At 44.8% G+C, this 14,023-nt stretch carries 9 protein-coding genes; 2 read left to right on the plus strand and 7 right to left on the minus strand.

The window, feature by feature from the left end; genetic code table 11:
* Nucleotides 1-130 precede the first annotated feature (130 nt).
* From aspS to J1C81_RS09010, 5 genes are all read right to left on the minus strand, one after another.
* Nucleotides 131-1,867, minus strand: coding sequence for an aspartate--tRNA ligase (aspS, locus tag J1C81_RS08990; protein ID WP_002915792.1), 1,737 nt, complete (start codon nucleotides 1,865-1,867; stop codon nucleotides 131-133).
* A gap of 311 nt (nucleotides 1,868-2,178) precedes the next feature.
* Nucleotides 2,179-2,736 carry a cysteine hydrolase family protein gene (locus J1C81_RS08995; protein WP_002915796.1) on the minus strand — a complete coding sequence of 186 codons (558 nt, stop codon included), beginning with the start codon at nucleotides 2,734-2,736 and terminating at the stop codon, nucleotides 2,179-2,181.
* Complete coding sequence (gene codY / locus J1C81_RS09000) at nucleotides 2,736-3,524, minus strand: GTP-sensing pleiotropic transcriptional regulator CodY (RefSeq protein ID WP_002903941.1); 789 nt, start codon at nucleotides 3,522-3,524, stop codon at nucleotides 2,736-2,738. The genes J1C81_RS08995 and codY overlap by 1 nt, the downstream gene beginning before the upstream one ends.
* Nucleotides 3,525-3,725: 201 nt before the next feature.
* On the minus strand, nucleotides 3,726-6,311 hold the full coding sequence (locus tag J1C81_RS09005) for an SEC10/PgrA surface exclusion domain-containing protein (RefSeq protein ID WP_080556997.1): 2,586 nt from the start codon (nucleotides 6,309-6,311) through the stop codon (nucleotides 3,726-3,728).
* Between the two features lie 321 nt (nucleotides 6,312-6,632).
* Nucleotides 6,633-7,847 (minus strand): pyridoxal phosphate-dependent aminotransferase, encoded by a 1,215-nt coding sequence (locus J1C81_RS09010; protein WP_009659361.1) that lies wholly within the window; start codon nucleotides 7,845-7,847, stop codon nucleotides 6,633-6,635.
* A gap of 344 nt (nucleotides 7,848-8,191) precedes the next feature.
* On the opposite strand from J1C81_RS09010, the gene J1C81_RS09015 reads away from it, so the two are divergent.
* Complete coding sequence (locus tag J1C81_RS09015; protein WP_002915801.1) at nucleotides 8,192-8,644, plus strand: universal stress protein; 453 nt, start codon at nucleotides 8,192-8,194, stop codon at nucleotides 8,642-8,644.
* 21 nt (nucleotides 8,645-8,665) lie between these two features.
* Here the strand turns inward: J1C81_RS09015 and J1C81_RS09020 are convergent, their stop codons facing one another.
* The gene (locus J1C81_RS09020; RefSeq protein WP_032909760.1) at nucleotides 8,666-10,057 is read right to left on the minus strand and encodes a Cof-type HAD-IIB family hydrolase; all 1,392 of its coding nucleotides are present in this window, start codon (nucleotides 10,055-10,057) and stop codon (nucleotides 8,666-8,668) included.
* Nucleotides 10,058-10,237: 180 nt separating this feature from the next.
* Between J1C81_RS09020 and J1C81_RS09025 the strand changes: the two genes are divergently transcribed.
* On the plus strand, nucleotides 10,238-11,200 hold the full coding sequence (locus J1C81_RS09025) for an asparaginase (protein WP_002915807.1): 963 nt from the start codon (nucleotides 10,238-10,240) through the stop codon (nucleotides 11,198-11,200).
* A 713-nt stretch (nucleotides 11,201-11,913) separates the two neighbouring features.
* On the opposite strand, the gene recG is transcribed toward J1C81_RS09025, so the two are convergent.
* A complete protein-coding gene (gene recG, locus J1C81_RS09030) occupies nucleotides 11,914-13,929 on the minus strand; it encodes an ATP-dependent DNA helicase RecG (protein ID WP_002902528.1) in 2,016 nt (671 codons plus the stop codon).
* Nucleotides 13,930-14,023: the final 94 nt, after the last annotated feature.

Below are 14,023 nucleotides of genomic sequence, written 5' to 3' on the forward strand. Positions count from 1 at the left end.
CAAGCTTCAGCTCACCTTTACTTTGACAAGCTAGGGACGCTGAATTATTTACCATCCGCTAGCTCTTTTCTTCAGCTTCTTCCTGCCATTCTTCAGGAATTCGCATCATTTCATTTTACCATATTTCAGGCTAATTCTTCAATTCCAAATGCAGTTCTTTGAGCTGTCTTAGATCCACCAAACTTGGACTTTCCAGCATAGGATCAAAGCCAGTACCATTTTTCGGAAAAGCGATGACTTGGCGGATATTTTCTTCCCCAGCCAAAATCATAACCAAGCGATCCAAGCCTAGAGCCAAGCCGCCGTGTGGCGGAAAACCGTATTCTAAGGCTTCTAGGAAAAAACCAAAGTCCCGCTCATAGTCTTCCCGGCCAATGCCCAATAGCTCAAACATGGCTTCCTGAGCCTTCCTGTCATGAATCCGTAGACTCCCACCGCCGATTTCATAGCCATTCAAGACGATGTCGTAAGCGTGACTGCGGAATTGATCTGGCTCCTGTCCATCTTGAAAGATTCCCTGTGTGAAAGGATGGTGCATGGCTTGATAGCGGTTTTGGTCTTCATTCCACTCCAGCAGCGGCCAATCCACAACCCAGAGAAAATGAAGCAGACTTGCGTCAATCAAATCCAAAACTTTTGCGACTTCTATGCGCAGATGTCCCAAAGCTTCCTGAGCCCGACGCTTCTTAGCCATGACTAGCAGAATCAAATCTCCATCTTTGGCCTCAAAACGTGCTAGTAAATCCTGACTCTCAGCCTCAAAGGTGCTAGCCAAATCACCAGCTAACTGGCCATTTTCAATCTTGAGGCTGGCAAAACGGCTACAACCAAATTCCTTCATTTCCTGATAGTAGTGACTCAGCTGTTTCTTGCTAAAAGCACTAGCCGCATCTGGCACACAGATTCCCATCACTTCCTCTTGGTTATCCAAAGCTTTCTTGATGAGAAGCGAATCATTGGACTGGCACAAATCCGTCAAACTCTTTAGCTCTAAACCAAAGCGCGTATCTGGCTTATCAGAACCGAAGCGGCTCATAGCCTCTTCATAACTGATAGTCGGAAATGCTTCTGTCAACTCTAAACCATGAGTTTTCTTGACAACAGCCTTGAGCATGGCTTCAACCAGAGCTCGGATTTCTTCCTCGCTAGCAAAACTCAGCTCCAAATCCACCTGGGTAAACTCTGGCTGACGATCGCCCCTCAGGTCTTCGTCACGGAAACAACGAACAATCTGATAATAGCGCTCAAGTCCTGCTCCCATAAGCAATTGCTTGAGCATCTGTGGGCTCTGAGGCAGCGCATAGAATTGATTTTTAAAGACCCGACTAGGAACCAAGAAGTCTCTAGCACCTTCAGGAGTTGACTTAGTCAGATAAGGCGTCTCCACCTCCAAAAAGTCCAAACTGTTCAAATATTCCCGAATGGTTGATGTGACCTGATGACGAAGTTTAAGGTTATGTGTCATCTTCTCACGGCGCAAGTCCAAGTAGCGGTATTTCTGACGTAGGTCTTCTCCAGTATGGGCGTGTTGATCCAGCTCAAAAGGCAGTGCCTTGCTGCTAGCAATAACCTCAATCTTTTCAGCCCTCAGCTCAACCTGACCAGACTTGATGGACTTATTGACAAAGCGCTCTTCCCGCTGAACTACTTGCCCCGTCACTGCAATGACATCCTCTTTGCCAATGTCTTCCAGCTTAGCAAAATCTTTAATCTCACCGCCGACAAAGACCTGAAGCAAGCCTTCGCGATCCCGCAATTCAATAAAGGCCAGTTTGCCGTGATTACGGATATTGGCCACCCAGCCAGTTGCGGTCATGGTCTGTCCGACCTGCTCTAAACCATAATTTCCGATAAAAATTTCTTTCATGTTCTTTCCCTCTCAAATCAATTTGTAGCTCCGCCCTGTTGTTCAGGATATTTACCGCAGTTTTCCATCGTCTTCACCTGACCTACTGCAAAATAAAAAGCTTTCGTCTCTAAAACAGACGAAAGCCGTGGTACCACTGTTATTCGCTGCCCTAAAAGGCAGCCTCTGAGCTCGTAACGTGAGCGACGTTTGTGCTTAATCACACAAAAGATTACGAAACATGTTCTTCGGTTTTTGCTTTCTTGGTGCTGCTCTCAGCTATCAGCACTCTCTGTACAAGTCAGCAAGCCTACTCTGCTTCTCTTTTACTCTTAAATTGTATCTATTATAGTCGAACCCAGGACATTTTGCAAGTGGTTTAAGGCAAATTTGTGATTTTCCTCTGACAGAGAAGCCACTGCCGGCTCTACCACCTGAATCTGATAACCAAGATTATAGGCATCAATCGCTGTGTGCAAGACGCAAATATCCGTCAAGACTCCAGTCAAAATGACTGTATCTACCTTTCTTTCTCGCAGGCGGATATCTAAATCCGTGCCGGAAAAGGCAGAATAATGACGCTTATCCATCCAAAAGACCCGAGAGTCTGCTTGATGCTTGTCATAAAAATCAGCCAAAGGACCAAAAAGGTTACGACCGCTGGTTCCTTTGATGTTATGAGGCGGAAACAGCTTGCTTTCAGGATGAAAGGCATCATTCTCATCATGGGCATCAATAGCAAAGAAGATATAATCTCCTCGCTCAAAAGCCGCCTTTGTTACTTGAGCAATGGCTTCAGAAATCGCCTGAGCTGGCGCTCCTGCTGTCAACTTGCCCTCATCTGCGACAAAATCAACTGTATAATCAATGGAAATCAGTGCTTTAGCCATTAGTAGTCCCTCTTTTTAATTTCATCAAAGACATCCGGAATCAGGACTTTCAGATAAGTTCCCTTCATTCCCAGTGAGCGGCTTTCAATAATCCCAGCACTTTCCAGCTTGCGCAAGGCATTAACAATCACTGAGCGGGTAATCCCAATACGGTCAGCAATGACAGATGCTGTCAGCTGGCCTTCATTGCCATTGAGCTCGCCCAGAATAGCTGAAACAGCTCTCAGTTCTGAGTAAGACAGGGTATTGACTGCCATGGTCACTGCTGTCCGGCGGCGGATATTTTTCTCATCCTCTTCCCGCTGGAAGTTAAGCAGCTGGATACCAACCACTGTGCTGGCAATCTCAATCAAAATCAGATCATCGTCCGCAAATTCCTTGTCATTGCGCCAGATAATCAATGAACCCAGACGAATCCCTGACACATGAATAGGAGCAATGGTGGTCAGCCCATCTGGAAACTCATCCTTGGTCTCCACTGGGAAAATCGTCAAATCATGTGCAACTGGCAGATTAGCCTCTGTTTCATAGACCAGATTGGCTTCGTGAACGTATTCCTCTGGGAAATTCTTATCCTGGAAAAAAGCTTCCACACGGTCATTATTGGTCTTGTAGCGCATGAAATAGCCTAAAAGACGGCCCTTGCTGTTGATAATGCAGGCATTGCAGTGGATAATATCAGCCAACTGACGCGTAATAGCGTTGTAGGGTAGTTCTTCCTGCATCTGCTCTTCCGAGCGCTTCAAAATAGACGTAATTTTTCGTGTTTTTTCTAGTAAATTGGCCATGTTTTTACCTCATATTTATTAGCTTCATTGTAACATAAAAGCAGTAAAATTTCAATAATTATCTGAAAATTTTTTATTGAAAAACAATTACATACAATTCGATAAAATAAAGAATTTTTCAAGTATATGACTTGATATATCAAGCCATATTAAACAAAAAACAGTCAAGAATTTGACTGTTTTTGATTGATTTTGTTCTTTCTAATCAAGAGAACGTTTCTTGTAGAACAATTTCATAGCCATGAGCAGAAGCATTTGGCCTGCTAGAAGAAGCCAAGAAGAGTTTTCTCCTGTCTTAGGCAAGACATGACCTGAAGCAGCTGCCTGCTTATGATTTCCAGGGCTAGCACTTCCAGCATCTCCAGTAGTTCCAAGAGCTGTATGCTGAGGATCTCCTACTTGTCCAGTAAGCGGAGAGCGAGCGAAGCGCTCCTCTGTGTGAGCCAAAACAGACTGATAATAGCGAATATCTTCTTCCTTATTTTGTTCTGCATAAGTTTGAGCTAGCAAGTCGTATGTCGCCTTAGCTTGTGCTTGAACTGCAGTTAAAACTGCTACTTTTGCTTCTTGATCTGTTTGAGCTGTAAGAGCCGCTTGGTAAGCTGCCTGAGCTACAGCTAACTTGCTTTTAGCTTGTTCCAAGTTTCCTTCTGCATTTTCAAGATTTGACAATGACTCTTTAGCCTTTTGCAAAGCTGCTTCAGCATCTGTAACAGCTTTTTCAAGGTTAGTCTTTCTTTCTTTTGCTGCATTCAAAACTGCTTCTAGCTGAGCCAACTTATCTGATTCAGTTTTTAGAGCTTCTTGAGCTGCGGCAACTGTTGCTTGAACAGCAGTCAGAGCTTCTTGGGCCTGAGTTAATTTGTCCGCTTTAGTCTTGTCATCCAAGTTTGAGTTTTGCAGAGCCGCTTGTGCTGCTGCCAAAGCTGCTTGATCTGCTGCCAACTTCTCTTGAACTGCTGCAAGAGCTGCTTGAGCCTGAGCAGTTGCTGACTCACCTGCTTGAGCTTGCGCCTGAGCAAGTTGCTGGTTGGCTTGCTCTAAAGCTGCAGCTCTCCGATTATAAGTAGATTGGGCAACTCCCTTAGATGCCAGAGCCAGTTGATTGGCCTTGAAGGCGGCATCATAGGCTGTTTGAGCCTTGGCTACTTCCTGCGGATCTACTTTTGCTGTTGGAGCTTTTCCTGTAATAGGGCTGGCATTGAAGTTCTTTTTGCTAGCATACTTGACTTGATCTTCTGACACCATGGTGAAATGAGCCATAGTGATGTCGCCTTCCATTGAGAAATCAACTCCCAGATAGTTTTTCTGGCGACCAGTATTGAGACCTGAGATAGATGTAGCATGCAGCCATTCGTAGCCATTGAACATGAATTCAACAACAGAATCATAGACCCGTCTCTTCATTTCAGCCACACTCATTTGACTAGCATTTTCTCTCCAGATATAAGCGTTTTCGTAATATTGGAGACCTTTACTCTCCTGCTCAGCACTTGTGGTCATCAAACCATATTCACGTGCTACGCGGTTGATTCCTCTAGCATCGTGATGGTATTCCTCCATCAAATCCCAGTTCCAATTGTCTTTGCGGTATTCTGTTGCTACTTTATCAGCGAAATCAATTGAAGATGGTGTCACAACTACTTCACCTGTTCCCATCTGAGCACGCAGCTGGTTGATGAGTTCAGAAGCAAACTGTGAAAGTTCCTGACGAACATTCTGTGGAATATTATTGGTATCAATCAAAGCTTTGCTATCTGTAGGATCTGCTACGTATCGATTGAGAGCCTTAGCACTGGCATTCAGTGCAGCAAGTCTCTTTTGAATCTCATTAGTTTTTTGCTCTGATAAATTCGGTGCAACTAGCTCTCTCAAGGCTGCAATGTATTCCGGAGTCATAGACACACGGTTTTTATTGCTAGAAGCTTCAGTAGTAATTTTTCCAGCTTGAGCCTTTTGCAAAGCCTGTTGAGCTTGGTTCAAGTCTGACTGGGTCTTCTCAGCTGCAGCAGTTTTGTCCTGCAAGTTCTTCTGAGAAGCATCACGAGCCGTCTTAGCCTGAGTCTGGTTGGTCTGAGCTTTTGCAACCTCAGCCTGCTTCTGACTGTCAGTCTGACGAGCTGTAGCTACTTTTGCTTGCGCTGTTTCAACAGCAGACTGGTCAGCTGCCACCTTATCTTGGGCTACTTTCACATTCTTTTCTGCCTTAGCTGTAGCTTCACCGCTTAGGTTAGCCTGAGCATCCTTGACGTCATTTTGAGCTTTAGCAAGGCGTCCTTCTTGAGTTTTCGCTTGCTCTTGAGCTTCTTTAGTCTTGGCTGCCTGAGCATCGCGCTCAGCTTGAGCCGTCTTGGTTGCTTGGTCAGCTTTAGCCAGTTCTGACTTGTTGCTGTCCACTTGAGCTTTTTGGTTGCTCTCTTCTTGCTTAGCTGTTTCAATAGCTTCCGGACCAGCTTTATCAGCTGCCTCCTGTGCCCGGTTAGCTTCAGCTTGTGCTTGCTCGACCTGACTTTGAGCCGCAGCAGTATTTGCCTGAGCTTGAGCCAAATCAGCTTTCCCTTGTGCAACATTGCTGTCGGCTTCTTGTACAAGAGCCTGAGCAGCGTCTACCTGTTCTTTCGAAACAGATTCATCCTTTTGTGTGTTTTCTGCCTGTGGTTGGCTTTGACTAACGGGCGCATCAGAATAAGACTGATTATCAACTAATTGATCAGCCTGAACTCCTTCTGCGAGCACCAAAGACAATGCCGCTGCACTGACAGAAAAAGCACTAAGTGTCTTTTTCATTGTCAATATAATCTCCTCCACTTTTTCATCATTGTTAAAAACATTGACAAACACATTCTATCATGTTTGTCTTCTGGAAGGAAGACGCTAACACATTTTTTTAAGCATTTTTGGACAGATACATAAAAAATGTTGGACAAATTCCTAAAAAATGTCGGTAAAACCACCTATAATTTTTACCAATCGACCTCAAATTCAATTTCCAGAGCATCTTAATTTTTTTATTTTTGCAATTCAAAGACAACCATTGGACTAAAAAATATGTAAAATAAGTTATAAAAAGGCCGGAATATTTTCCAGCCTTTTTATAACATCCGCTTATTAACGGCGATATTGGCGCAAGAAGCGCGTCATTTTTTCTTGGATTTGAGCTAGCTCATCTACTCGAGGCAGATAAACGATGCGGAAATGATCTGGATCCTTCCAGTTAAAACCTCGTCCATGGACGAGAAGGACTTTTTCCTGCTTGAGGAAATTGAGCACAAACTGCTCATCGTCGTCGATGTGATACATGTTCCGGTCAATTTTCGGGAAAATATAGAGACCAGCTTTAGGTTTTACAGCTGACAGTCCTGGAATATCCTGAATAGCCTGATAGATGAAATTACGCTGCTCATAGATACGACCACCTGGCAACAGCAGTTCATCCACAGATTGATGACCGCCAAGTGAGGTTTGGACGACTTGTTGAGCCAAGACATTAGAGCACAGGCGCATGTTGGAGAGCATGTTTAACCCTTCGATATAACCCTTAACATGATGCTTAGGCCCAGATAGCACCATCCAGCCAACACGGAAGCCTGCGATTCGGTGCGACTTAGAAAGACCATTCATACTGACACAGAAGATATCAGGAGCCAGACTAGCCACAGACGTATGGACATTGCCGTCCATCACCATGCGGTCGTAGATTTCATCCGCAAAGATAATGAGATTATTTTGGCGAGCAATTTCCACAATCTCCAGCAGCAGTTCCTTAGGATAAAGTGCTCCCGTTGGATTGTTAGGGTTGATGATAATGATAGCCTTGGTATTAGATGTGATTTTTGACTTGATATCGTCAATATCTGGATACCATTCTGCCTGCTCATCACAAACATAGTGAACAGCATTCCCACCAGCCAGACTGACTGCAGCCGTCCAGAGTGGATAGTCTGGCATCGGCACCAGCACCTCGTCCCCGTCATCAAGCAAGCCCTGCATGGACATAACAATCAGCTCGCTGACGCCATTTCCCAGATAAATATCATCAATATCTACATTAGGAAAATTCTTAAGCTGGCAGTACTGCATAATAGCCTTACGGGCTGAAAAAATCCCCTTGGAGTCAGAGTAGCCCTCACTGTCACGCGCATTCATAATCAAATCATGAATGACCTCATCAGGAGCGGTAAAACCAAATTCAGCCGGATTTCCTGTATTGAGGCGGAGAATCTTTTCACCGTTGGCCCGCATGCGCATAGCTTCATCCAAAACCGGACCGCGAATATCATAGGCAACATGTTCCAGCTTGCTGGACTTGTCAAATTCTTTCATTCTTATTTTTCCTCTATTCATCAGAATGTTATCATTATACCACCAGAAAAAGCGATTGACAACAAAAAAATAAGCTCACTTTTCACGCGATTATGAAGCGATTTATAAGATAAAGAGCACTATTCCTTTTCTAACCCCTCAAAGTAAAGGAATCTTTTTCTGCTTGTAATTTTCTGACAGCATTTCCATTTTATCTTTACTTTTTTTCTGAAAAGGGTTACAATAGAAACAAGAAAATAGTTGCAAATCACTCGGACGTTATGGATTGATTGATTTTTGGTCAGCCCAATCATTCTGTGAATGATGCGACGTCCTTTGCCGACCATTTTAGAGGAGGTAGCTCTATGACTCAGAAATATGAAAACATTATGGTTGCTGTGGACGGTTCTCACGAATCCGAACTAGCCTTTGAAAAGGGTGTTAATGTGGCTCTCCGAAACGGCTCTCGTCTCACTATCGCCCATGTCATTGACACCCGGGCTTTGCAAAGTGTCTCAACCTTTGATGCAGATGTCTACGAGGACTTACAAGAAGATGCCAAAAAGCTGACAGCTGAGTTGAAAGAAAAAGCTCAAAAATCCGGTGTCAAGCATGTTGACATTGTCATTGAAATGGGCAATCCCAAGACTCTCTTAGCTACAGATATCCCAGAAGAGCACAAGGTAGATCTGATCATGGTCGGTGCTACCGGTCTCAATGCCTTTGAACGGCTGCTAGTCGGCTCTTCCTCCGAATATATCCTGCGTCATGCCAAGGTTGACTTGCTGGTGGTCAGAGACTCTGAAAAGACTTTATAAAAACTAGAGCAGGTAACTGCTCTAGTTTTCTTCTTTCTGCTCTATGCTACGCTGGTAGGCCTGAATCTGTCGTTCCAGTTCTTCTTTGATAGCTCCTTCGGGCGCGTATTTTTCTTCCCAGTCTTCTGGTTTGAGAATTTTATGGGTAACGGGGTCAAAGTGAGCCTTCCCGTCTGGGAAAATTTTGCCCATATTAGCCCGATGGACAATATCGAACAGTTGCTCTGGATCCACTCCCATCAGAACAAAACTGCCATAAGTGAAGTATAGAGTATCAATCAAGGCATCTACTTGACCGACTAGAGAAACCTCAGCCTGACTCTTGGAGCGAACCTTGTCAGCAGCCTTGTCAAGCGCTTGATGGAGATAGGCTACAGAACTGTCAAAGTCTTCCTCTGAGTTACTAGCTGCTCGCAGAAACTCGACCAGCTCTTCCAGTTTGAAGCCTGCCCGATAGCGAGCGTCCTGAGGCGACCAAGCAATCGGCTCTTCCTGAGTACTTTCATCCATGACACTATGGAACTCTTTAACCTTATTAAAGTGATGGTCACTGCTGGTAAAGACCTTTTCCCTCGCTAGGATACCAAAATGCTCCAGAGCCTTGTGAATCCCATCCTGACTATTGCTGCTAGTCGTATGCTTGGCCACTTCCTTGACCGAGCTGGTTCCATTTCCCATAGCAATAGAGAGACCAACTCCCGATAGCATTTCCAAGTCATTGTCAGAGTCGCCGAAGGCCATGACCTGATGAATGTCAAAGCCATATTCCTTTCCAACTCGGCGAATCCCCTCTAGCTTAGACGTGTCTTTATTGATAATATCGACCGCATAGGGGCTACTGCGGGTAAATTTCAAATCAGGGAAGTCTGCTTCAATCTTACGGCTTTCTTCTGGACTGGCCAAAATCAAAGCTTGATAAATCGGCTCCTGAATCAGCTGCAGGAGATCCTTTTCATGCTGGGGCAAGGCCTTGCTGATGACCTTATTAAATCCATGACTGACTGTTCGCGCCATTCGCTTAGGGATGAAGCGGCTAGTCCACTGGGAGAAAGGGCTCATGCCGAAGGACATAATCTTGGAGCCCAGCATAGCCTCAGCCGTTCCCAAGGAAATTTCTTTCCGATGCTTCTTAGCATAGGCAATTAAATCCCGCAAACTCTGCTTGTCAATGGGACTGGCAGAAATCACCCTATCTCTTGAAAAAATATACTGGCCATTATAGGTCACAGCAAAGTCTAAGTCCAATTGCTCCATAAAAGGTTTGACAAAGAAAGGGCCGCGGCCGGTTGCCAAACCGACCAATATTCCTTGCTCCTTTAAACTCTGAATAGCCTTTTCTGTAGATTTCAAAACCGTTCGACTGTCATTGACCAGTGTCCCATCAATATCGAAAAAGACGGCCTTTACTTCCATTGATTTTCTCATTCTTTCCTTTTATGATACAATAAATTATAACACAAAAATGACATACAATCACATGAATTGCAGAAAAGAAAAGCTGGAGTAATATCTATGCAACAGAAATGAAAACTCTATGAAAACAGAATGTGAGTTTTCAACTCTGCATTATGACTACAAGGAGAAAAAGGATTTATGACAAAGAAAATCTTGGTCCTGCACACAGGAGGAACCATTTCCATGCAGGCTGACGGCTCTGGGGCTGTCGTCACCAATGCTGATAACCCTATGAACCATGTGACCGTTCCGCTTGAGGGGATTGAGACAGAAGTCATTGACTTTTTTAATATTCCCAGTCCTCATATCACACCCCAGCACATGCTCAAGCTCTACCAAAAAATCAAAGCCAGTGCTGACCAATTTGACGGAGTAGTCATTACTCATGGGACGGATACCTTAGAAGAGACAGCTTACTTTCTGGATACTATGCAGCTGCCAAGGATTCCGGTCGTTCTGACCGGAGCTATGCGCAGTTCCAATGAGCTGGGGAGCGACGGAGTCTATAACTACCTGACAGCCCTGCGGGTGGCTAGTGATGAAAAAGCCAGTGATAAAGGCGTGCTTGTCGTTATGAATGACGAGGCACATGCTGCCAAGTATGTAACCAAGACCCATACGACCAATGTCAGCACCTTCCAAACGCCGACTCACGGACCGCTTGGCTTGATTATGAAACAAGAGATTCTCTATTTTAAGACAGCAGAGCCTCGGGTCCGCTTTGACTTGAACAGCATTTCTGGTCTGGTGCCCATCATTCCAGCTTATGCCGGTATGAAGACAGAACTTCTGGACATGCTGGATTTAGACAAGATAGACGGCCTCACCATAGAAGCATTCGGTGCTGGCAACCTCCCCAAGGAAGTAGCTGACAAGCTGACTGATATGATAGCAGCCGGACTGCCAATCGCTCTGGTCTCTCGCTGCTTCAACGGGATTGCTGAGCCAGTCTATGCTTATGAAGGAGGCGGCGTTCAACTGCACCAGGCTGGTCTCTTCTTCGTCAAGGAGCTCAATGCCCAAAAAGCCAGAATCAAACTGCTCATCGCCCTGAATGCTGGACTCAAAGGTCAAGAACTCCGAGATTATATGGAAGGCTGAGAAAAAAATCCCTATTTATTTTCTTTAAATCAAAAAGTGCTAAGGTTGCTTAGCATTTTTTTGACTCTTTCATATTCTAACACTGGGAAAATTTCATTGAATCGCTGGCCTTAGAGGATAACCTCAAACAGAGACTCTAGAATTTCAAAAATATAATCACTTACCATAGGTCACCTCCATTTTCTTAGCTTGTTTAAATTTCTTCGGATAGTGGACTTTGATTGTAACTTTCATAGCTTTTACCTCGCTTATCATTCATTCTTTAAGAGCAAAAACGAAACTCTTGGAGTCTTTAGCTTCAAGTTTGGTCTCTAATCTTTTTGTTCTTACTTGGATATAAGGATACAGCCCTAAACTTAAGAATCTCTTATAGATTTCTTAGGGAAAGCTTATAGTCAAAGAAATCCGGCAGCAATCTCTATCTACTACTTGAAATGAACAAGTCTTTCCAGTCACATACAAAAAGCTTCACCGATTGGGTGAAGTTTGTGATTTGTTAGAAGATTTATGATGAAAAAATTCTAAATTATTCTTATTCTTTGAGTGGCTCATACCTCGCAAGTCTTCTTGTCTTCAAGCTTTGGTTATAGGATTTTAAGGGATGTTTACTTTGTCATTGGTCCTACCTCTTTCTTTGATTTGACAATAGTATAATCCCTCAAACTTAAAGCCTACTTATAAATATCTTGCAGGAAACTTAATCCAAAGAACTCTTAATCTAGGTAATCTCGCTTGTCCAAATGAAGAGCAATCAAGTGCCAACTAGGATCTGTCCGCCAGTTCGGATCAGCTGTAATCTGGCTGGCAACCTTTCTGGCTTCTTCTAAAATCGGATAATCTTCCACGATGTCTGCCACTTGAAACTCAGGAATACCAGACTGCCGAGTGCCAAAGATTTCTCCAGAGCCTCGCATTTTCAGATCCTCCTCAGCCAGCAGGAAACCATCAGTCGTCTCAGTCATGATTTTCATGCGGCGCTTGCCTGACTCCGTCTTAGGATTGGCAACCAAGACCGCATAAGACTGCTTGCTGCCTCGGCCGACGCGGCCTCTTAGCTGATGAAGCTGGCTGAGTCCAAAGCGGTCCGCATCCATGATGACCATCACCGTAGCATTGGGGACGTTGACTCCGACCTCAATGACCGTGGTAGAGACCAGAATATCAGTCCGTCCTTCCTTGAAGTCCTGCATAATCGCCTCTTTTTCCTCGCTCTTCATCTTGCCATGAAGCAGAGCCACTTGGGCCTGCTGACCAAAATAGGCTGTCAGTTCTTCTTCTAGGGCAATGGCATTCTTAAGATCCAGCGCCTCAGATTCCTCAATCAAAGGAGAAATAAAATAGGCCTGAGCTCCCTTATGAAGCTCTTTTTTAAGCCAGTCGAGGACGACTCCCAGCTGCTCATGCTTGACCCAGCGGGTGATGATAGGCTTGCGTCCTGCCGGCATCTGGTCAATGATGGAGACATCCATATCACCAAATGCTGTAATTGCAAGAGTTCTGGGAATAGGCGTCGCCGTCATCATGAGGACATCAGGATTGTCTCCCTTTTCCCGTAAAATCCGGCGTTGCTCCACCCCAAAGCGATGCTGCTCGTCAATAATGACCAAGCCCAATGCATGGTAACGGACTCCTTCCTGAATCAAGGCATGGGTTCCGACAATCATGTCCACCTGACCGTTTTCAATCGCTGCCAAGGTTTCCCGGCGCTCAGCTGCTTTCATCCCACCAGTTAGCAGGGCAAGCTTCAATTCTGGAAAAAGCTGAGCTAGGCTGTCAAAATGCTGCTCAGCCAAAATTTCTGTTGGAACCATCAGAGCTGACTGAAAGCCAGCTGTATAAACAGCATACATAGCCAAACCAGCGACTACTGTCTTTCCGCTTCCTACATCGCCCTGCAGCAGACGATTCATGTGCCCAGGCGACCGCAAATCCTGCAAAATCTCTGTCAGACTGCGCTCCTGAGCTGAAGTCAGTTCAAAAGGTAAGCTCTTCTTTTTCTCGGCCACAGCATCCAACTGCCAATCAATTTTTAATCCATTGCTGACAGCCTTGGTTTCTCTCTTTAAGACCTGCAGCTGCATTTGAAAATAAAAGAGTTCTTCAAATTTAACCCGCCGAAGAGCCTGCTTGTAATCAGTCAAATCCTTTGGAAAATGCATAGCCCGCACAGCCTCAACTCTGCTCACTAGCTGGTAGCGTTCCAGCAGGGACTGGGGCAGATTTTCCTCTAAGAGCAAGTCCAATCCTTGGTCAAAGGCAGTCTTAATCAGCTTGACCAGACTGGCCTGACTAATTCCCTGAGCCAGCCGATAGACAGGCTGCAAGTCGTCCTCTACCTGAGCCAGCAGTTTCATACCAGTCAGACTGGCTTTGGCTTTGTCCCACTTTCCAAAGACCGCTAAATTAGCTCCAACTTCAATCTTGTCTGCCAGATAAGGCTGGTTAAAGAAATTAACTGCCAGAGCGACTTCTCCCTGCTTGATGGTAAAGCGCAGGCGATTGCGTTTGTAGCCGTAATACTGGACATTGGCCGGGGTTACGACCTGACCAGAAACAACCGCCTTTTCTCCATCCTCCAAGTCTAGGACATTCTTACTCTTAAAATCCTCATAACGAAAAGGAAAATAAAGCAGCAAATCCTGCAAGGTCTCTAGACCCAGCTTGGCAAATTTTTCTGCTGATTTCGGTCCCACACCAGGCAGAACCGTCAAAGGTTGGTGTAAATTCATAATTCCTCTTTCAGTTCTGATACTGCTGCGGTGCTAATATCGCAAACAGGGGGGCCAAGCTAGAACATTATCAAATACTTCAAGCGGTTCCCTG

This window comes from Streptococcus sanguinis (assembly GCF_050225395.1).
Lineage (GTDB): Bacteria > Bacillota > Bacilli > Lactobacillales > Streptococcaceae > Streptococcus.